The organism is Haloferax sulfurifontis ATCC BAA-897, assembly GCF_000337835.1.
GTDB classification, from domain to species: domain Archaea; phylum Halobacteriota; class Halobacteria; order Halobacteriales; family Haloferacaceae; genus Haloferax; species Haloferax denitrificans.
In genome coordinates, this window is record NZ_AOLM01000018.1 from 216,581 (window position 1) to 235,270 (window position 18,690).

Annotated in this window: 19 protein-coding genes and 2 tRNA genes; 7 read left to right on the forward strand and 14 right to left on the reverse strand. The window is 66.7% G+C overall.

Going from position 1 to position 18,690, the window contains the following annotated elements:
• Positions 1 to 7: 7 nt before the first annotated feature.
• Genes rpoB through C441_RS10030 form a run of 3 tightly spaced genes read right to left on the reverse strand, consistent with a single transcriptional unit; the run spans position 8 to position 3,628 of the window.
• Positions 8 to 1,837 (reverse strand): DNA-directed RNA polymerase subunit B, encoded by a 1,830-nt coding sequence (gene rpoB / locus C441_RS10020; RefSeq protein WP_004044575.1) that lies wholly within the window; start codon positions 1,835 to 1,837, stop codon positions 8 to 10.
• A 1-nt stretch (position 1,838) separates the two neighbouring features.
• A complete protein-coding gene (locus tag C441_RS10025; protein ID WP_004969057.1) occupies positions 1,839 to 3,404 on the reverse strand; it encodes a DNA-directed RNA polymerase subunit B'' in 1,566 nt (521 codons plus the stop codon).
• Positions 3,401 to 3,628 carry a DNA-directed RNA polymerase subunit H gene (locus C441_RS10030; protein ID WP_004044577.1) on the reverse strand — a complete coding sequence of 76 codons (228 nt, stop codon included), beginning with the start codon at positions 3,626 to 3,628 and terminating at the stop codon, positions 3,401 to 3,403. Before C441_RS10030 ends, C441_RS10025 begins: the two co-directional genes overlap by 4 nt.
• Before the next feature lie 267 nt (positions 3,629 to 3,895).
• Here C441_RS10030 and C441_RS10035 point away from each other — a divergent pair.
• Together C441_RS10035 and C441_RS10040 are read left to right on the forward strand one after the other, a co-directional pair.
• Positions 3,896 to 3,968, forward strand: a tRNA-Asp gene (locus tag C441_RS10035).
• 29 nt (positions 3,969 to 3,997) lie between these two features.
• Positions 3,998 to 4,070 (forward strand) — tRNA-Asp (locus tag C441_RS10040).
• 260 nt (positions 4,071 to 4,330) lie between these two features.
• Here C441_RS10040 and C441_RS10045 read toward each other — a convergent pair.
• The 3 genes from C441_RS10045 to C441_RS10055 are packed head-to-tail and all read right to left on the reverse strand — an operon-like array spanning position 4,331 to position 6,089.
• Entirely contained in the window at positions 4,331 to 4,687 is a 357-nt protein-coding gene (locus tag C441_RS10045) for a fluoride efflux transporter FluC (RefSeq protein WP_007274982.1), read from the reverse strand.
• Complete coding sequence (locus C441_RS10050) at positions 4,684 to 5,019, reverse strand: CrcB family protein (RefSeq protein ID WP_007274983.1); 336 nt, start codon at positions 5,017 to 5,019, stop codon at positions 4,684 to 4,686. Before C441_RS10050 ends, C441_RS10045 begins: the two co-directional genes overlap by 4 nt.
• 20 nt (positions 5,020 to 5,039) lie before the next feature.
• Positions 5,040 to 6,089: an ATP-binding protein gene (locus tag C441_RS10055; RefSeq protein ID WP_007274984.1), complete on the reverse strand. Its 1,050-nt coding sequence runs from the start codon at positions 6,087 to 6,089 to the stop codon at positions 5,040 to 5,042.
• Between the two features lie 75 nt (positions 6,090 to 6,164).
• Here C441_RS10055 and C441_RS10060 point away from each other — a divergent pair, with 75 nt between their 5' ends.
• The gene (locus C441_RS10060; protein ID WP_007274985.1) at positions 6,165 to 6,608 is read left to right on the forward strand and encodes a DUF7382 domain-containing protein; all 444 of its coding nucleotides are present in this window, start codon (positions 6,165 to 6,167) and stop codon (positions 6,606 to 6,608) included.
• A gap of 24 nt (positions 6,609 to 6,632) precedes the next feature.
• Here C441_RS10060 and C441_RS10065 read toward each other — a convergent pair whose 3' ends face one another.
• Entirely contained in the window at positions 6,633 to 7,901 is a 1,269-nt protein-coding gene (locus tag C441_RS10065) for a tRNA(Ile)(2)-agmatinylcytidine synthase (RefSeq protein ID WP_007274986.1), read from the reverse strand.
• Between the two features lie 142 nt (positions 7,902 to 8,043).
• On the opposite strand from C441_RS10065, the gene C441_RS10070 reads away from it, so the two are divergent.
• The gene (locus tag C441_RS10070) at positions 8,044 to 9,018 is read left to right on the forward strand and encodes a transcriptional regulator (protein WP_007274987.1); all 975 of its coding nucleotides are present in this window, start codon (positions 8,044 to 8,046) and stop codon (positions 9,016 to 9,018) included.
• A gap of 58 nt (positions 9,019 to 9,076) precedes the next feature.
• Here the strand turns inward: C441_RS10070 and C441_RS10075 are convergent, their stop codons facing one another.
• The 6 genes from C441_RS10075 to C441_RS10100 form a co-directional block, all read right to left on the reverse strand.
• Entirely contained in the window at positions 9,077 to 9,331 is a 255-nt protein-coding gene (locus tag C441_RS10075; protein WP_007274988.1) for a glutathione S-transferase N-terminal domain-containing protein, read from the reverse strand.
• Between the two features lie 102 nt (positions 9,332 to 9,433).
• Positions 9,434 to 10,822 carry an aryl-sulfate sulfotransferase gene (locus C441_RS10080; RefSeq protein WP_007274989.1) on the reverse strand — a complete coding sequence of 463 codons (1,389 nt, stop codon included), beginning with the start codon at positions 10,820 to 10,822 and terminating at the stop codon, positions 9,434 to 9,436.
• 94 nt (positions 10,823 to 10,916) lie between these two features.
• On the reverse strand, positions 10,917 to 12,329 hold the full coding sequence (locus C441_RS10085) for an NCS2 family permease (protein WP_007274990.1): 1,413 nt from the start codon (positions 12,327 to 12,329) through the stop codon (positions 10,917 to 10,919).
• Between the two features lie 186 nt (positions 12,330 to 12,515).
• The gene (locus tag C441_RS10090; protein WP_004969046.1) at positions 12,516 to 13,229 is read right to left on the reverse strand and encodes a phosphoribosyltransferase family protein; all 714 of its coding nucleotides are present in this window, start codon (positions 13,227 to 13,229) and stop codon (positions 12,516 to 12,518) included.
• A gap of 74 nt (positions 13,230 to 13,303) precedes the next feature.
• A complete protein-coding gene (pyrE, locus tag C441_RS10095) occupies positions 13,304 to 13,834 on the reverse strand; it encodes an orotate phosphoribosyltransferase (RefSeq protein WP_007274991.1) in 531 nt (176 codons plus the stop codon).
• A gap of 580 nt (positions 13,835 to 14,414) precedes the next feature.
• Positions 14,415 to 14,957 carry a CDP-2,3-bis-(O-geranylgeranyl)-sn-glycerol synthase gene (locus tag C441_RS10100; protein ID WP_007274992.1) on the reverse strand — a complete coding sequence of 181 codons (543 nt, stop codon included), beginning with the start codon at positions 14,955 to 14,957 and terminating at the stop codon, positions 14,415 to 14,417.
• Between the two features lie 126 nt (positions 14,958 to 15,083).
• On the opposite strand from C441_RS10100, the gene C441_RS10105 reads away from it, so the two are divergent.
• Complete coding sequence (locus tag C441_RS10105) at positions 15,084 to 15,923, forward strand: proline dehydrogenase family protein (RefSeq protein WP_007274993.1); 840 nt, start codon at positions 15,084 to 15,086, stop codon at positions 15,921 to 15,923.
• Between the two features lie 81 nt (positions 15,924 to 16,004).
• Entirely contained in the window at positions 16,005 to 16,652 is a 648-nt protein-coding gene (locus tag C441_RS10110; protein ID WP_007274994.1) for a DUF502 domain-containing protein, read from the forward strand.
• 96 nt (positions 16,653 to 16,748) lie between these two features.
• Here the strand turns inward: C441_RS10110 and C441_RS10115 are convergent, their stop codons facing one another.
• The gene (locus C441_RS10115) at positions 16,749 to 17,687 is read right to left on the reverse strand and encodes a branched-chain amino acid transaminase (protein ID WP_004969041.1); all 939 of its coding nucleotides are present in this window, start codon (positions 17,685 to 17,687) and stop codon (positions 16,749 to 16,751) included.
• A 90-nt stretch (positions 17,688 to 17,777) separates the two neighbouring features.
• Here C441_RS10115 and C441_RS10120 point away from each other — a divergent pair, with 90 nt between their 5' ends.
• Complete coding sequence (locus C441_RS10120; protein WP_007274995.1) at positions 17,778 to 18,668, forward strand: NAD-dependent epimerase/dehydratase family protein; 891 nt, start codon at positions 17,778 to 17,780, stop codon at positions 18,666 to 18,668.
• Positions 18,669 to 18,690 lie beyond the last annotated feature (22 nt).

The following is an 18,690-nucleotide window of genomic DNA, read 5'->3' on the forward strand; positions in this document are numbered from 1 at the left end:
TGAGTGGTTAGACCGCGTCCTTCAGTTCGATTCGCGGGCGGACGCCGAGCGCGACCATCTCGTCGAGAAGCAGTTTGAACGCGTAGCTGATCTCGATTTCGTGGATGTTGTCCTCGTCGCCGGTGACCGGGTCGTAGATGCGGCGCTGGTCGCGGTCCTCGACGGCGACCATGCCGGTGTCGGCGGAGATGTAGACCTTCTCCTTGTCGGAGGAGTCGAGCAGGCGCTCCTGGAGCACCATCGCGGCACCGTGTCCGATGACGGTGTCGCGCTCCATCTCCCCGAGACGGAGGCCACCCTCGCGGGCGCGACCCTCCGTCGGCTGGCGGGTGAGCACCTGCACGGGACCGCGCGAGCGGGCGTGCAGTTTGTTGCTCACCATGTGGTACAGCTTGTGGTAGAAGATGATGCCGACGAAGATTTCGGCCTCGATCTTCTCGCCGGTGACGCCGGAGTACATGACCTCCTTGCCGGAGGACATGAACCCGCGCTCTTCGAGCGCCGAGCGGAGTTCCTCTTCGTTTTCGCCCTGGAAGGCGGTGCCGTCGACGCGTCGGCCTTCGAGCGCGCCGACCTTCCCGCCGAGCATCTCCAGCACGTGGCCGACCGTCATGCGCGACGGCAGGGCGTGCGGGTTGAGCACGAGGTCGGGAACGACGCCGTCGGCGGTGAAGGGCATGTCCTCCTGGGGAGCCAGGTGGCCCACGACGCCCTTCTGTCCGTGACGGGACGCGAACTTGTCGCCGAGTTCCGGAACGCGCTGGTCGCGGACGGACACCTTGGCGAGCTTCGAGCCGTCTTCGCCCTCCATGAGCGTGACCGTGTCCACGACGCCGGATTCCCCCGAGCGCATCGTGACGGAGGTCTCGCGGCGCTTCTGCGGCGAGAGACCGGCCATGTCGTCGGGTTCCTCGAGGAACCGCGGCGGCGAGGTCTTGCCGAGCAGGACGGAGTTCTCGTCGACGACCGTCTCGGGGTTGACGAGGCCGTCCTCGTCGAGGTGCGAGTAGGCGTCTTCACCGCGCGCGCCGCGCACGTCCTGCGACGGAATCTCGAAGCGGTCTTCCTGACCGCCGGGGTAGCGGCGCTCTTCGCCCTCGTAGGTGCGGAAGAAGTGCGAGCGTGCGAGGGCGCGTTCGACGGAGCCCTTGTTCATGACGAGCGCGTCCTCGATGTTGAAGCCCTCGTAGGACATGACGGCCACGACGAAGTTCTGGGCCGCCGGTCGCTCGTCGAACCCGATCTGCTCCGTGGTCTGCGTCTTGACCATCGAGAGCTGTGGGTAGTGCATGAGGTGCTGGCGGGTGTCCGGGCGGATGCGGTAGTTCGCCGCGGGGAGCCCGAGGGACTGCTTCATCATCCCTGCACCCATCGTAATGCGGGGCGAGGCGTTGTGTTCCGGGTACGGAATCATCCCGGCGCCGATGCCGAAGATGAGCTGTGGGTCGATTTCGAGGTGCGTGTGGTCCTCGTTGAGTTCGTCCTCGTCGACCGCGACGTAGATGTCTTCTTCCTCCTCGGCGTCGATGAACTCGACGAGCCCGCGCTCGACGAGGTCGTCGAAGTCGAGTTCGTCGTTGTCGAGCGCCTCGACGTGGTCGTCGTCGAGGAGCGGCTCGCCGTCTTCGACGACGATGAGCGGACGGCGGGCGCGGCCCGCGTCCGCGTTGATGATGACTTCGCGGGTGCGCTCTTTGACGGAGACGTTCACCATCTGGCTCACGTCGCCGCGGCGGCGCGCCTCTCGAATCTGTGCCGCGAGTTGGTTGGGGTCCGGGTGGGTCCCGACGAGACTACCGTTGACGTATACTTTCGCTTCTCGCTGTGCCTGAGCCATGTTAGTCGTCCGCGGGTGTGGCGTCGACGCTGTCGATGCCGGGGATACCCTCGACACCCATCGACGCGAGTTCTCGTTTCAGCGACTGTTCGTCTTCGACGTTCTGGGAGAGCTCCATCGCCTGCGCGAAGTTCTTCACCAGACCGCAGTTCGGTCCCTCAGGAGTCTCGGAGGGACAGATGCGACCCCACTGGGTCGCGTGCAGGTCGCGCGCCTCGAAGTGCGGCTGGGACCGCGACAGCGGACTCCGGAGGCGACGCAGGTGCGACAGCACACCCATGTAGTCGGTGCGGTCGACGAGCTGGGAGACGCCGGAGCGGCCGCCGACCCAGTTGCCCGTCGCGATGGGGTGTTCGAGCCGCTCTGTGAGCACGTCGGACCGGACGACGGTGTTGACCGTCAGGTTCCGGTTCCGCATGTTGGCGCGTTCGAGCTGGTACTTCACGTCGCGCGCCAGCTTGTTGAGCGCCGTCCGGAAGAGGTCCTTCATGAGGTCGCCGGAGACCTTCAGGCGCTTGTTGGCGTAGTGGTCCTTGTCGTCGGAGTCGCGGCGCTGGAGTGCGAGTTCGAAACACGCCTCGGCCATGCGACAGAGGTAGTACGCCTTGTTCATGCGCACTTCCTCTTCTTCCGCGCCCTCCTCGTGGAGGTGCGGGAGCAGGTAGCGGTCGATGACGTAGTTGGCGCGCTTGAGCTGGTAGTTCTTGCCCTGTCCGCCGGCGACGCGCTTGCCGAGCGCCTCGATGGCCTGCTCTTGGGTCTGCACCTCGGCCTCTTCGAGGTTTTCGAGCATGAACTTCACAATCTCCGGGTCGTCGGAGACGCGGTGGACGATCTCCTCGTCGGATTCGAGGCCGAGCGCGCGGACGAGCGTCACGAAGTTGACGCTCCCGGAGACCGACGGGAACGACACTTCGAGGAGCCCCTCGCGGTTGCGCTCACAGAGCACGAGCGCGCGGTAGCCGCGGCGCTGGCTGAACGTCTTCGCGACCTGAATCTCGTCGCCGTACTTCGTGTCGTACTCGGCGAGAATCTTGTTCGGCGCCAGGTCCTCCGAGGTCATGAGCACGCGCTCGGAGCCGTTGACGATGAAGTAGCCGCCGGGGTCGACGGGGTCCTCGCCGATTTCGACGAGGTCCTCGTCGGAGAGCTCCGCGATGTTGCACTTCGAGGAGCCGACCATGATGGGCATCCGGCCGACCTTCGTCTCGGCGGTGTCGACGACGACTTCCTCTTCTTCCTCGCCGCCGCGGACGATGGACATCTCCATGAACACGGGGGCGGAGTAGGTGATGTTGCGCAGGCGCGCTTCCTGCGGGAAGAGCAGTTCCTCGGAGCCGTCGGCCTCGCGGACGCGGGGCGTCTCCACGCGGACGCCACCGAGTTCGACGTAGACGGGTTCCTCGCCCTCCTTGTCGCCGATGTCGGTCTCGATGGTCGCCTTCTCTTCGACGACGTCCATCATGCCGCGTTCGAGGAACGCGTTAAACGAGCGGAAGTGGTGTTCAGCGAGCCGTTCTTCGGAGAAGTACTTGCGAGAGACCTCGCGTCGCGCTTGTCGGTTCATTCAATCACCAGTCGGTATACGACTGCTTTGTCTGTCGTTCGAGAGTTCCGAACGATCTTGATGACGTCGCCGGGCTCTGCGTCCTCGGGAAGCGCCGGGTCCTTCAGCTTGATCTTCGGGAGGTTCGTCTTCTCGACGTTGTACTCCTGTAACACGTCCTCGACGGCCTCGTCGTCGAGTTTCGTGTGTTCCGGAACCAGTTTGTGTTGGCTTACGTCTACCATGTATGGTGCTGCTGGGTGCTGGAAGAAGCTGTCACGGGATACTACGGCTGATTTTGGGACGCACCCATTTAACACTTGCCAACTGCGTCGAAGAAAGGCGACGCTATCGGCAGTCACGCACCGGAGATGCGCGAATCGTCACACCTTGGCATGGGGTATCGCAGTATAAATGTCTTCGGGGCAGGAATCGCGGTACCGCGGGCCAAGGGCAACCCAGATGGTAAGTCTTATCTATAAACCTCGGCTACGAATGAGTGCAGACGGAGAGCCCGGGTGGTGTAGTGGCCCATCATACGACCCTGTCACGGTCGTGACGCGGGTTCAAATCCCGCCTCGGGCGCTCTCCGTACCGCAAACTCACTTCAGTAAGCCCGGGTGGTGTAGTGGCCCATCATACGACCCTGTCACGGTCGTGACGCGGGTTCAAATCCCGCCTCGGGCGCTTTTCCGAACGTTACAAGCCAAGCGACGCGTCTTGTCGCGTCGCGACCCCTACGTGCTGTAACCGCCAGACAGAGGGATTTGAACCAAGGAGTGAAGCGAGCGTCAGCGTGCGGAGCGACTGAGGTTCAAATCCCGTCACACCCGTTCGTTCACGTCGTTCACTCACGGGAGTTCCTGAGTTCACCTCACGCTGTTCGGTGAACTCCCGCCTCGGGCGTACGTTTCGACGAATTACTCACTGAGCGCCGAGTCACCCACTCAGCCAACCAGCCCGCCGAGCGCCCCGCCGACAGCCACGCCGACCAACGCCGCCACGAGCGTCCCGAAGGCGTACCGGGCGGCCGTGTCGTAGTCGCCCGTCTCGGCGAGTTCCGCGACGCCGACCGCGAACGACGAAAAGGTCGTGAAGGCCCCGCAGAAGCCGGTTCCGGCGAGCGTCGCGGCCGCGTCGCCGACGGGCGCGGTGGCGAGAAAACCCAGCGCGACGCTCCCGAGGACGTTGACGGTGACGGTGCTCCACTTGCCGACGATTCGCTGGTCGACGGTGTGCCGGGAGACAGCGCCGGCCATCCCGCCGACGCCGACGAGGACGGCCGAGAGAAGTGAGGGAGTCATCGCCGCCCTCCGACCGCGAGGCCGACCGCGGCGGCGGCGAAGCCGAGCGCGTAGTTCGCGCCGACGTTGAGCGCGCCGCCCATCGGCGACAGCGACGCGGTCTGGACGGCGAACGTGCTGTACGTCGTGAGCGACGAGAGCAGGCCGGTCCCGAAGAACAACTGCGCCCGGCGGGAGGAGACCGACGTGATGAACGTCCCGAGGAGAAAGCTCCCGAGGACGTTCACCGCGAGCGTGCCGGCCGCGCCGGGAATCGCGACGGAGACGGCGTAGCGCAGTGTCGCGCCGGCGAAGCCACCGAGGGCGACAAGCGCCAGTTCCGAGCGGTCCATACGGCTCTTCTCCGGCCAGACTACTCCACGGTTTCGGAACGGTCGCGCTCGGGGACCGCCCTCGGCGTCGCGCCGCAGTCGGGCGTCTCGCGGGGACGGACTCGAACGTCGTGGACGGTCTCCGTGGTGTCGTCGACGACGAGCGCACAGCCGCGTTCCCGCGGGAGCCGAGCGCGGAGCGACTCGTCGAAGTACGTCGGGTCGGCGGCGGCCATCGCCGACACGTCGGGGCCGGCGGTGAGCCGGTGGACGACCCGAAGGTCGGCCTGCGAGACGGCGACCTCGGGGAGCGCCGAGGGGCGCTGGGTCGCGAGGACGACGCCGACGCCGGGGGCTCGCCCGCGCGTGAGAATCGTTCGAAGCGCCGGCTCGGCGAGTCCGCCGGCGAACGCGTGGGCCTCGTCGAGAAGCAACCACGGGATGCGGGAGACCGAGCCCGCGACGCGGGCGTCGTAGAGGCCGCGGGCGACGACGCGGGCGACGGCGTTCGCGGGAGTCGCGTCCAGTCCCGAGAGGTCGAGCACGTCGGGCGCAGGGCCGCAGAGCGACCGCGGGTCGAGGCCGTCGGGGGAGAACACGTCCCACGAGTCGGCGAGCGCGAGGTGATTCGCCGCGGCTCTGCGCGCCTCGGGCGCGGCGTCGGCGTCGGCGACCGCTCCGCGCATCGCCGAGAGCGATTCTTCCGCGGCCGCGAGACGCCAGACGAGCGACCCCGCGGGGGCCGTCGGGTCGAGTCCGAGCAGGTCCGGCCACGCGCTCGGCGGGAGTGCGTCGGCGCGGACGCTCGGCGAGTCGTGAACCGTCGCGTCTATCGGCGACTCGGCGAGACCGCCGAAGACGCCCATCGGGTCGAGTACGACCGGCGCGACGCCGCCAGCCCGCGCCAGCCCCTCGGCCACGACGCCGAGCGTGTGGGACTTCCCGCTCCCGCGCTTGCCGACGACGACGGCCGCGTGCGGGCGGTTCACGTCGAGGCCGACGGCCGCACCGTCGCTCCCGTCGCGGGCACGGTAGCATCCGAACCGACAGACTGGGCCGTCCTCGTCCGACTTGCGGCCGATAGTGTGCATGGCGCGGACTGGCCGCGCGATGCGACTTGAACCCCCGGACGAGGGTTTATATACGAACCCGCGGCCAGACGGTCCATGCTCGATATGTTCCGGTCAGACACGCGCGCTATCGAAGGTCTCCCCGTCCGCCTCGTCATCGCCCTCGTGGTCGGCGTCGCCAGCATGAGCGTCATGCTCAACATGCTCTCGGGCGTGCAGGGACTCGCCACCTCGGAACTCGACGTGAAGCCGACGCCGGACGTGGTCGGCCCGGGCGAACAGGCGCTGGATTTCACCGTCGTCGACCACGAGGGCAACCCCGTGGAGGGCGCGACGGTCATCGTGAAATCGGGGACCGCCGAAATCGACGGCGTGGCGACGGCGAAAAGCGGTGACGGCGGGTCCGCGACCGTTCGCGTCGACGCCGAACTCGGCGCGAACCGCGAAGACGGAACGCTCGTCGTGGACGTGAAACCGCCCGCCGAGGGGTCGTTCGTGGACCGCCGCGAGAACACGAACATCCTCGTGGTCCAAGACTGAGCGCCGAAGGCCCGAGCCGCGGCCTCAGCGTTCGGGGTGCGTCGCCGCGTCGAAGCCCCCGCGGACCAGCGGCTTGGCGATGTGCCGGCGGGCGCACGGCGGCACCTCGTACCAGCCGAGTTCGAGGTCGCGGTCGACCGCTCGCTCGACTTTCCCGGGCGCGTCGGTCCCGCAGTCGCGGCACCGATACCCCTGATTTCTCCCGGCGCTTTTCATCGTCCGCCCGCAGTCGGGACAGACGGGCGTCGCGGGCTCCGTCCGCACGAGGTCGCGGACCGCGAACTTCTCCAGTTTGAGCGTCCCGTCGCCGACCTCGCCGCAGGCGGTGAGGGCGTCGCCGACGCGGAGCGCACGCACTCGGTCTCGGAACCGCTTCGTCGGTTCGAAGGCGGCGACGGAGACCGCAGAGCCGTCGGCTTCGAGGTCGAAAAAGACGTGGCCGCCGGGGCGCGTCTCCGGTTCGGTGGCGACGGTGCCGGCGACGCGGTAGGCGCGGCCGTCGCGGAGGTCCGAGACGACGCCGTCGCGGAGGTGCGCGTCGGTCCCCTGATTCGTGAGAAACGTCGCCGAGCGGTCGACGGGTTCCGAGTCGATGGCGGCGGCGACCTCGCGAACGGTGTCGGCGTCGTCGCCGCGGATGCCGTGGAGAATCGGTCCCGGCGCGTTCGGCACGCAGACGGCCTCGCCCTCCTCGCGGTCCACCGTGTCCCACGCCTCGGGGTACGCCGCGTCCGCGGCGTCGAAGACGGAGTCGAAGTCGACCTCGCGGGGCGTCCCACAGCGGTGGAACTCTCGATAGGAGATGTGTTCGTAGGTCCACTCGTCGAAGGCGGCCCACGCGCCGACGGCCGCGAGCGCGCCGATGCGGCCGCGACCGCCGTGCCAGCCCTCGGTCAGGAACCCGGAGCGCTCGGCGAGGTCGGCCGCGGCGTCGAGGTCGTGGAAGTCGCGGACGGCGTCGCGGGCGAACTCGGCGACGGCGGTCGAAACCGTGTCGGCAGACCCCGGCGCGACGACGACGCCCGGGCTGGTTCGGTCGTCGTCGAGGACGGCCCAGCGGTCGAGTTCCTCGCGGGCGACGTCGAACGCCGCGCCCGCGGGGAGGTCGGTGTGAATCGCCAGCGCGGCGTTCCCGCGGGTCTTGTGCTCGACCGCGGGGTTCAGGCGGACGAGGAGCCGACGCTCGACGGTCCCGCCGCGCGCCTCGACGGCCTCGGCGACGAGCGTCGCCAGATAGGTCGTACACATCCCGAGGGTGCGGGAGTCGGTGTCGTCGAGGCCGATGACGGTCATCGGCGGAGATTGCCGGAGGGCGCAGTAACGCCTTTCGGGTCGGTCGCGACTATATAAATGCGGCATCGAGAACGGATATATCACGGCGAGGGCGGCGGTATCGGGGAAAACGCTTTATGGGCCGAATCGCTTATTGCCCCCTATGTCCCGGTCAGCGCTGGTTGGTAATGTCGCCGCGATGCTCCAAGACGCGGGCTTCGTCGTGAGCGACCGCATCGCCATCCGGCCGAAGAGCTTCGACCTCGCCGCTCGCAGGGGCGAGGACCTGTTGCTCCTCAAGATTCTGGGGAACATCGACGCGTTCGACGGCGTCACCGGCTCCGAGATGCGGCGCCTCGGCTCGTACCTCAACGCCACGCCGTTGGTCGTCGGGCTTCGGACCCGAGACGAGGACCTCAAACCCGGCGTCGTCTACTTCCGCCACGGCGTGCCGGTGTTGAACCCCGACACCGCCATGGACCTGTTCGTCGAGGAGGTTCCCCCGCTCATCTACGCCGCCCCCGGCGGGCTGTACGTGAGTCTCGACGGCGACGTGCTCGCCGAAGAGCGGCAGGAACGCGGATGGAGCCTCGGACAGCTCGCGACCGAGCTCGGCGTCTCGCGGCGCACCGTCTCGAAGTACGAAAACGGCATGAACGCGAGCATCGAGGTGGCGATTCACCTCGAAGAGCTGTTCGACCGCCCCTTCTCGAACCCGGTCGACGTGCTCACGGGCGCGGAGGACGTGCGCGACGCCGAGCCGACGCCGGACGACCCGGACGTGGACCCCGACGACGAACACGTCCTGTCGGTGCTGACGCGCGCCGGCTTCACCGTCCACCCGACCGCCCGCGCGCCGTTCAAGGCCGTCAGCGAGGACGCCGGACGTAAGAAGGAGACGAACGTCCTCACCGGACACTCGCCGTTTACCCGGAGCGCCGAAAAGCGCGCCCAAATCATGTCGTCGCTCGGCGAAATCACGCGGACGCGCTCGGTGTACTTCGTCGAGGAACAGCAGAAGCGCGAGTCGGTCGACGGCACCGGCATCGTCAGCTGTGAGGAACTCGCCGCCATCGACGACCCCGACGAGATTCGCGACCTGATTCGCGAGCGGACCCGCGACCCCGCCGAGAGCTAATCGTCGCGGGGTGCGCGGCTATCTGTACCGCCGGTCGAAAAGTCAGTGACGAGCGCGATTACGCCGCCGAGCCGTAGGTCTCTTCGAGGTAGTCGACGATATCGTCGCTCTCGGCCATCCCCTCGATGCCGTGTTCCTCGTCGACGAGGACGGGGACGCCGGTCTGGCCGCTTACCTCTTCGACCTCCGTGCGTTCGGCGTGGGCGCTGGGGACCATCTGCGACTCGTATTCGAGGTCGAGTTCGGCGAGTTTGTCTTTCACTTTCGCGCAGTACGGACAGCCTTGCAGTTCGTAGAGGATGAGCTCGGACATCACGCCGAGGTATGGAGCCGCGGCTAATGAGTGCCATGGTCTTATGCAATCGCGCCACACGACCCCGACGGGAGCGCCGGGGGTCGCGGGCGAGTTAGCGGGTTACGACTCGAACAGCCCGCGGAGCGCGTCGAGGAGCCGCCGGCGCATCAGATAGAGTTCGCCGCCGGTCGCGGTGAGACCGACGCCGACGGCGCACGCCGCCGAAAAGAGGTCCCACGGCGTCATCCACACCGGGCGGAGCCACGGCAGGACGTGCGACAGTCGCGTCGAAAGCCCGCTCATCGGCTCTTCGAGCGGCGTCCCGGCGAACGTCGATTCGACCCGCGCGGCGAAGCCGACGCTCTCGTTTCCGCCCGCGGTGAGGTTCGCGCTCCCGGTGATTGGGTACGACCCGCTGGCGTTGAGGTCCCGGATCGTCGGCCCGGAGGACTCGTCGCCGTGAGCGACGCGCTCGGCGTCGTACGGCCCCCACGTCGCGTAGTACTCCCAGACGACCTCGCCGGTCGGCGTGATTTCGATTACGCGGTGGTTGAGCGTGTCGACGACGAGCGTGTTCCCGTTGGGGAGTCGGTCGGCGTCGCGCGGCCAACTGAGCGTGTTCGACCCGACGGACCACGTTCGGACCCACTCGCCGTCTTCCTTCGCGTACTCGACGACGCGGTTGTTCCCGCTGTCGGCGACGAGCACGGTCGGCGTGCCGTTCTCGCTGACCAGCCAGTCGGGGTTGTGCTGTTCGTTGAGCACGCCGTGGTCGTCGTCGGTCCCGAGCCGTTCGACGATCTCTTTCGACTCCATGTCGACGACGATTGCCTGGTCGAAGTTCCGCGGCGACAACAGGAGCCGGCCGTCGCCGATGTAGTCCACGTCGTTGACGTGGCTCCAGTCGGCGTTGTAGCCGCCGTCGGTGTCGGCGGGGAAGTGGTTCTTGAAGTACCACTCCCACGTGATTTCGTCGGTGGTCCGGTTGTACACGACGATTCGGTCCTCGCTGACGCCGGCGGAGTCGTTCCACTCGCGCATGTTGGCGATGAGGAGTTCGTCCTCGCCGAAGGCGTCGACGTCGTGGGTGTCTTCCATGTCGAACCGCTGTTCCCAGACGCGTTCGCGGGTGTCCGGGTCGAGTTCGAAGACGACGGTGTCGGTCCCGCGGGGCGACGAGACCAGCAGGTTCCCGTTCGGAAGCGGGTCGACGTCGAAGAACCACGCGTTCCCGTTGACCGAGTCGTCGTACGTCCACTGGAGGCTCCCGCGTTCGCCGACCGAGACGACCCGAGCGGGTTTCTTCGGGTTCGTGTTGCCCTGGAAGGTGTAGCCTTGGACGCTCACCAGCGTCGAGCCGTTGGCGGAGCTGGTGACGGTCCCGGGTTCGAGGCTCGTCTGCTGGGAGGGGTCGTACGTCAACGCGGAGACCGCAGACGGCGTGAGAAGGCCGATAATGAGGAGGAGAACGGCTCCGCGGAGGGCGAGCCGCTCGGTAGGAATGTTCATACGGAGTGACTTAGAACCGTGGTTGCCCAATACTTTATGAATCCCATCGGGTCGTGAGAAAATCAGCGCGGAGAGAGCGTCGTCGAAGCCGGAGTCAGACCTGCGCTTGCAACATCCCCGAGGTGCGGACGACGAAGTAGAGGACGAACGCGACGGCGAGCGCCCACTGGCCGGCGCTGACCTCGTCGTACTCGCCGGCGGCGACCTTCACGAGCGGGTACGAGACGATGCCCGCCGCGATGCCGTAGGCGATGGAGTACGTGAACGGCATGACGAGGATGGTCATGCCGGCGGGGATGGTGAAGGTCAGGTCGTCCCACTCGATGTCGACGACGTTGCGGAGCATGACGACGCCGATGACGACGAGCGCGATGTGCGAGGCGTACTGCGGGATGGCCGTCGCGAGCGGGACGATTGCGAGCGACGCGAGAAAGAGGAGCGCGACGACGAGCGCGGTGAGGCCCGTGCGACCGCCCTCCTCGACGCCGGTGGCGGACTCGATGTACGTCGTGACCGTCGAGGTGCCGAGCATCGCGCCCGCGGTGGTGCCGACCGCGTCGGCCATGAGCGGCTTGTCGATGTCGGGGAGGTCGCCGTCCTCGTCGAGGAAGCCCCCGGCCTGACCGACGCCGACGAGCGTGCCGGCGGTGTCGAAGAAGTCGACGAAGAAGAACGTGATGACGATGAGGGCGAAGCTGAACGCCTCGACGTTCCCGAAGCCGGAGACGAACGCCCCGGCCAGCGGCGTGATGTCGTAGGTGGCCGCCGAGGAACCGGCGACGAGACCGGCCTCAGCCGAGACGAGGCCCGAGACGGTGAGACCCCAGCCGAGAACCGACGTGCCGATGATGCCGATGATGATAGAGCCGGGGACGTTCGCCGCGTAGAGGGCGAACGTGAAGAACAGACCGACGATGGAGACGATGGCGACGGGGTTCGACGCGAGGTTACCCATCGTGACGAGCGTCGCGGTGTCGTCGACGACGATGCCCATCGCCTGCAACCCGATAATCGCCAAGAACAGTCCGATACCGGTCCCGACGGCCATCTTAACCGGTTCGGGGAACACCTTGATGATGGCTTCCCGCGCGCCGACGGCGGTGAGCGCGATGAAGATGATTCCCTCGACGAAGACGGCCGCGAGCGCCGTCTGCCACGGGACGCCCAACGCGCCGACGACGGTGAACGCGAAGAAGGCGTTCAGGCCGAGCCCCGGCGCTTGCGCGAAGGGTCGGTTGGCGTAGAACGCCATGACCGTGGTCGCGATTGCGGCCGCGAGGATAGTGACGACGGCGAGCATCGACTGGACCTCACCCGGCGTGTAGCCGGCGATGGCGATGCCGTCGACGCCCTCGATGTACGGTTGGTCTGTGAGAAGCGACGGGTTGACGACCACGATGTACGACATCGTGAGGAACGTCGTCAAGCCCGCGAGAATCTCGGTCCTGACCGTGGACCCGTGTTTATGCACGTCGAAGTAGTTTGCGAGGGTTTCAGAGAGCCCCATGATGCACGACTAAGCATACCCATGATTCCACACATAAGCATTACCATCCTGACGGAGAAATTAACCCACAAACGTGGGTTAAACGACTCGTTCGACGTGAACGAACGGCACAGAAGTGCCCATTTTCACACCACGTGTAATTGAACTAAGTAGTTCAGAACAGTGTACCGGCGCGGTCGCGGGTCGTCAGTCGAAACTGCTCAGCGCGCCGACCGGCGCGTCGGTGAGTTCGCGGGCGCGGTTCGTCCCCTCGTCGCCGACGGCGATGAGCGCGAAGACGCCGGCGATGTCGGCGTCGGCCTGCAAGGCGATGTCCAAGAGGAGTTCCTGGGTCTCGCCCGAGCGGATGAGGTCGTCCACGACGAGGACGCGCTCGCCGTCGTCGATGGCGCTGGCGGGGAGGTAGTAGGTGAGTTCGATGCCGGACGCGAGGCGCTGGCGCGACTCGATGAAGTCCTCGACGGCGGTCTCTTTCGACTTCTTCGCGTACGCGAGGCGCGCGCCGAAGTAGCTCGCCATCGCCGCGCCGAGAGTGATGCCGTCCGTCGCCGCGGTCAGAATCACGTCGGGGCGTTCGAGGTTCAGCGTGTTCGCCGCGACGGGCGCGACGAGGTCGAGGAACGACTGGTCGAAGACGACGCCGGAGTTGTCGACGTAGCCCTCGTCGTCGAATCGGACGCGGGCTTCGAGTTCGTCGGCGAGCGCGTCGCGGCCGACGCCCTCGACGACCTCGCGGGCGCGTTCGACCCCGGGCAGGACGTGCCCGTTGACGTAGCGGTTGAGGTCGCCGGCCGGCAGTCCCGTGAGTTCGGCCAGCTCGTCGTACGTCCGGGTCTCTTTGAGCATCCGGAGCACGGAGACAGCCTGTAACTGGAGTGCGGCCTTCTCTGCTCTGTTCATGCCTCCGCCTTCGTACTTGCACAAAAATGAATACTTCGATTACCGATTCCGAGTGAATTAGTCACAAGCGTGTATTAGCTGTCGGCGTCAGCCAGCAGGTCCTCGGCGGTGAGAAGCGACTCCAGTTCGATGTCGTGGTCGGCCAGCAGTTCCGCCGCGCCCTCCTGTCGGTCCACGACGACGATGACGCGGTTGACGACCGCACCCGCCTCGCGGAGTGCCTCTACGGCGTCGACGGCGCTCTGGCCCGTCGTCGCGATGTCTTCGAGGACGACGACCTCCTCGCCCTCCTCCAGTGCGCCTTCGATTCGCTTGGCCGTGCCGTACTCTTTAGCCTTCTTCCGGGCGATGACGTACGGCTTGTTCGTCTCGACCGCGGTCGCGGCCACGAGCGGGACCGCGCCGAGCGCGACGCCGGCCAGTTTGTCGTCGTCCGCGACGCGCTCCGCGAACGCCTCGGCGATGAGCTTCAGACACCGGGGGTCGGTCTCGAAGAGGTACTTGTCCACGTAGTAGCTCGACGTGCCGCCGTGAGAGAGCTCGAACTCGCCGAACTGGACCGCGTCGGCGGCTCGGAGCGCCTCGATGAGTGCTGTGTTCGCCATCTTGTTTCGAGAGGGTTCAGGGAGGCGCTTAAGCGGGTTGGTTCGGGGTGAGCGGCACAAATAGTCGGCCGTACCCGAGAGATATATCATCCTACCTGTGAGAGAAGATATGAATTCGTTCTCCGACCCGGACCACCTGCGGAACACGGCAAAGACTGGCTGGCTGTGGCTCGACAGGAAACCGAGTCACTTCTCGATACCTCAGTCGTCTTAGAGATGGTTGAGTTCGTCCGCTGTATCGAGTTTCAATCCGCGGACGAGGACGACGGACGCACCACGATGCACAACGCGATCTTTCGTGCTTCAGTATCTGATGATGTAGTTATTGAGGAGACACAGAAACAGGAAGACCGGGTGCTTAGCTGGTTTGCAGGAGTTCCTGAGGAACAGGAGAGACGTTGCCGACGATATTCGACATTTCGTGGAGAACTGACGTGGCGAGGTCCGGTTGAACCGGTTCAGCAATCGTTCTGTTACTGTACCGCGAGCGAGGCCGAAGGCCGAGTCCCGCCGCCTTTTTTCCTCCAGGTTTTTCAAGGAGTGGGTCGCCGGAGGCGACCCCGACGCAGAAAAAAGTGGGTCACCACGGCTCGTTTTTCAGTCCCAGCAGGTACGCGCCGACGTTGGTGACGACGTGAAGCACGGGCGTCATCACGAGCACGACCGCGAGCACGGGGAGGGTGAACGTCGCCGAGAACCACCCGGGCGCGGCGACGAACGCGAGGGCGAGCGCGCCCACGACGAAGTCGAGTTGGTCGAGACCGGGGAAGGCGGCCCCGCGCTCCCGGCCCGACCGGCGCTTGAGGAACGACGCGCCGATGTCGCCGAGCATCGCGCCGAGCGCGAGACCGAACCCGGCGGCGAGCGGGAACGTCGGAAGCGCGACGCCGAGCGGGTCCGAGACCGCGGGCCCGACGGCGTTGAGGACGACGGCGAGGAACGTCCCGGCCAGCGTCCCGGCGGCGGTACCGCGCCACGTCTTTCCGTCCCCGAGGACGCGCCGCCCGCCCCACGTGCGCCCGCCGTCGATAGGGCGACCGCCGCCCGCGAGGACGGCGGCGTTGTTCGGCACGTACGCGGGCAACATCGCCCAGAAGGCGGTGGCGACGAGAGAGACGACCATACCGACCCGTCCGCGGCGAGGAATGTAAGTTCCGACGGTTCGTCGCCGCTCGACGCGCCGGAGTCGTTCGATTTCGCGTCCGAATCGATGATAACCCTCAATAGCTGACGGTCGCAATCGTTCGTTATGATTCCGCCCATCGCGAGCAGGTTCGTCGCCGGAGAGTCCGCGGCGGGAGCGCTCGACCACGCCCGACGGATGAACGACGACGGCGTGGCGGTCATCCTCAACCTCCTCGGAGAGCACTACGACGAGCGCGCGCCCGCCGACGAGGACGCGGCGGCGTACGTCGAACTCGTCGAGGACATCGCCTCGACCGGCATCGACGCCTGCGTGTCGGTCAAGCCCTCCCAAATCGGCCTCGACGCGGGCGACCGCGTGTTCGAGGAGAACTACCGGCGCATCGCCGAGGCGGCGGACGAACACGGCGTCTTCCTGTGGTGCGACATGGAGGACCACGAGACGACCGACGTGACCCTCGACGCCTTCGAGGAACTCGCCCGCGAGTTCGACGGCGGAATGGGGCTGTGCGTGCAGGCGAACCTCAAGCGCACGCCCGACGACCTCGAACGCCTCGCCGACGTGCCGGGAAAGCTTCGCCTCGTCAAGGGCGCGTACGACGAGCCCGCCGCGGTCGCCCACAAGCAGAAATCGGCGGTCAACGAGGCGTACAAGGAGCTTCTGGCGTACCTGTTCCGGGAGTACGACGGCGGCATCGCCGTCGGGAGCCACGACCCCGAGATGATAGCCTACGCCCGGGACCTCGGCGCGGAGTACGACCGCGACTACGAGGTGCAGATGCTCATGGGCGTGCGCGAGGTCGCCCAGCGCGAACTCGCCGCCGACGGCGTCGAGGTGTGGCAGTACGCGCCCTACGGTGACAAGTGGTTCTCCTACTTCTACCGGCGCGTCCGCGAGCGCAAGGAAAACGCGCTGTTCGCGCTCCGCGCCGTCGTCGGTGTCTGAGCGAGCGCCGGAACGCGGCGCGTGCCTCTCGTCTCCCACTAGAAATCCCCTTATGTCCGCGGGTTCACATACCCGATATCAATGTCCTCGTGGAGACGCGATTTCGCCAGCGGCCTCGTGGTCCTCGTCCCGCTCATTGTCATCATATACATATTTTCGATATTTTACAATGGCATCACACAGCTGCCGTTCGTTTCGACGGTCCTGTTAGAGCCGGGGCAGGAGCCGACCACCGAATCGCAGGTGCTCGGGTTCTTCATTGCGATCATCATCTTTCTCCTTCTCGTCCTCTCGGTGGGCTATCTCATGCGGACCACCGTCGGCCGCGTGCTCGAATCGGGCATCGACGCGGCGATGAACAAGGTCCCGCTCGTCCGAATCGTCTACAACGCTTCTAAGCTCGCGGTCGAAACCGCGCTCACCGGCACCGAAGACCTCCAGAAGCCGGTCCGTCTGGAGACGTGGCCGGGCATCCGCATGACCGCGTTCAAGACGGGGAAGACGACGAAAGACGGGAGGGAGATTATCTTCATGCCGACCGCGCCGAACATCACCACCGGGTTCGTGATGGAGGTCGACCCCGAAGACATCGAAGAGACCGGTGAGAAGGTCGAAGAAGCCCTCACGCGCGTCCTCTCGGCCGGGTTCGCCGAACAGGAAGGCGTCGACGAGTTCGACATCGAAGTGACCGAGGAGTCCGGCGACAGGCGGGTCGTCGCCGACGAGTAAGGAAGGCGCTCCCACCGGGTCGTCGCCCGCGGCCGTCGCCATCGCTCGCGGCGGGGCGACGACAGAAAGAAAGCTCGTTTTCGCGGCCGTCTCCGGTTACTGCTCGTCGACGTAGGTGAACCACTCTTCGTGGTCGTCGGTGCGGCGCTCCACGAGGTCGAAGAAGGCGGTCTGGAGTTCCTCCGTGACAGGGCCGCGGGTTCCCTCGCCGATGACGACGTTGTCGACCTTGCGGATGGGGGTCACTTCGGCGGCGCTCCCCGTGAAGAACAGCTCGTCGGCCGTGTTGAGTTCGCCGCGGCTGATGGTCGCGCTGTCGTCGACCTCGTAGCCGCGCTCGCGGGCGAGCGTGATGACGGTGTCGCGGGTGATGCCGTCGAGGATGCTCTGGGAGAGGCCGGGCGTGTAGAGCTTCCCGTCGCGGACCATGAAGATGTTCTCGCCGGGGCCCTCGGCGACGTTGCCCTCCTTGTTCAGGACGATAGCCTCGACGTAACCGTTGCGGCGGGCTTCCTCTCCCGCGAGCATGGAGTTCACGTACAGCCCGGTCGTCTTCGCGTTCGTCGGAATCTGGCTGGAGGCGTGCTTGCGCCACGACGAGACCATCACGTCGACGCCGTTTTCGAGCGCGTCCTCGCCGAGGTAGGTCCCCCACGGCCACGCCGCGATGGCGACCTCGGTCGGGTTGTCCTTGGGGCTGACGCCGAGCGAGTCGTAGCCGTAGAAGGCGATGGGGCGGATGTAGCCGCCGTCGAGGTCGTTGCGGCGGATGACCTCCAGCGTCGCCTCGGTGAGTTCCTCGCGCGTGTACGGAATCTCCATGTCGTAGGGCTTCGTGGAGTTGTAGAGCCGTTCGAGGTGTTCCTCCCAGCGGAAGATGGCCGGGCCGCGGTCGGTGTCGTAAGCGCGGACCCCCTCAAAGACGCCCGTTCCGTAGTGGAGACCGTGGGTGAGGACGTGCACCGTCGCGTCCTCCCAGTCCGTATATTCTCCACTCATCCAGATCGTCGAGACATCCATCTCGTCAAATCCCATGTAGTGGCCTTCGGCGGCCCCCCTCTAAAATCATGACGACCCGACTACCGCGGCCCCCGCGGTTTTGTCCGCGGGCCGCCATGACGGGGTATGAGCCTCGAATCCGTCGCCGTCACGGGCGGGACCGGGAATCTCGGGCCGACCGTCGTCGCCCACCTCCGCGCGAGCGGCTACACCGTCACGAACCTCTCGCGGCACAGCGAGTCGTCGCTCGCGGACCACGACTACCGCGTGAGCGCGCTCGACCCGGGCGACCTCACCGCGGCGCTCAGCGACGTCGACGCCGACGCCATCGTCCACCTCGGAGCCATCTCGACGCCGACGAACGACCCCGGCCACCGCGTCTTCGAGAGCAACGTCCAATCGACCTACGTCGTCCTCGAAGTCGCCGCCGCGCTCGGCATCGACCGCGTGGTCGTCGCCTCCAGCATGAGCGCCATCGGCGGGAGCTTCGAGCCCGACCCGGCCCGAATCGACTTCCTCCCGGTGGACGAGACCCACCGCGCGACGCCCTCGAACCCCTACGGCCTCGGGAAGTACGTCGCCGAACGGACCGCCGCGGGGGTGGTCCGCCGCGACGACGCCCCGGAGGCGGTCGCCAGCCTCCGGTTCCCGTGGATGCCGAGCGAGGAGGAGGCGAGACAGACGTTCGCCGAGGCCGACCGCTCGCTGTCGGGACTGCGGGACGCCGGGCACTTCCACACCGCGCGCAACACGCTCTTTGCGTATCTGGGTCGGGAGGACGCGGCGCGACTCGTCCGGCGGGCACTCGAAGCCGACTTCACGGGCCACGAGGTGTTCTGGGCCGCGGCCGCCGACACCTCGACGACCGTCAAGTCGGCGACGCTCGCCAGCGAGGTCTACCCCGGCGCGGAGACCAAAGGGCCGCTTTCGGGCCACGAGGCGCTCGTCTCGACCGAGAAGGCGGAGCGACTGCTGGGGTGGGAGCCGACGTGGTCGTGGCGCGACGGGCGCGCGTGAGAAGATAAGTTGGGGGCGACCG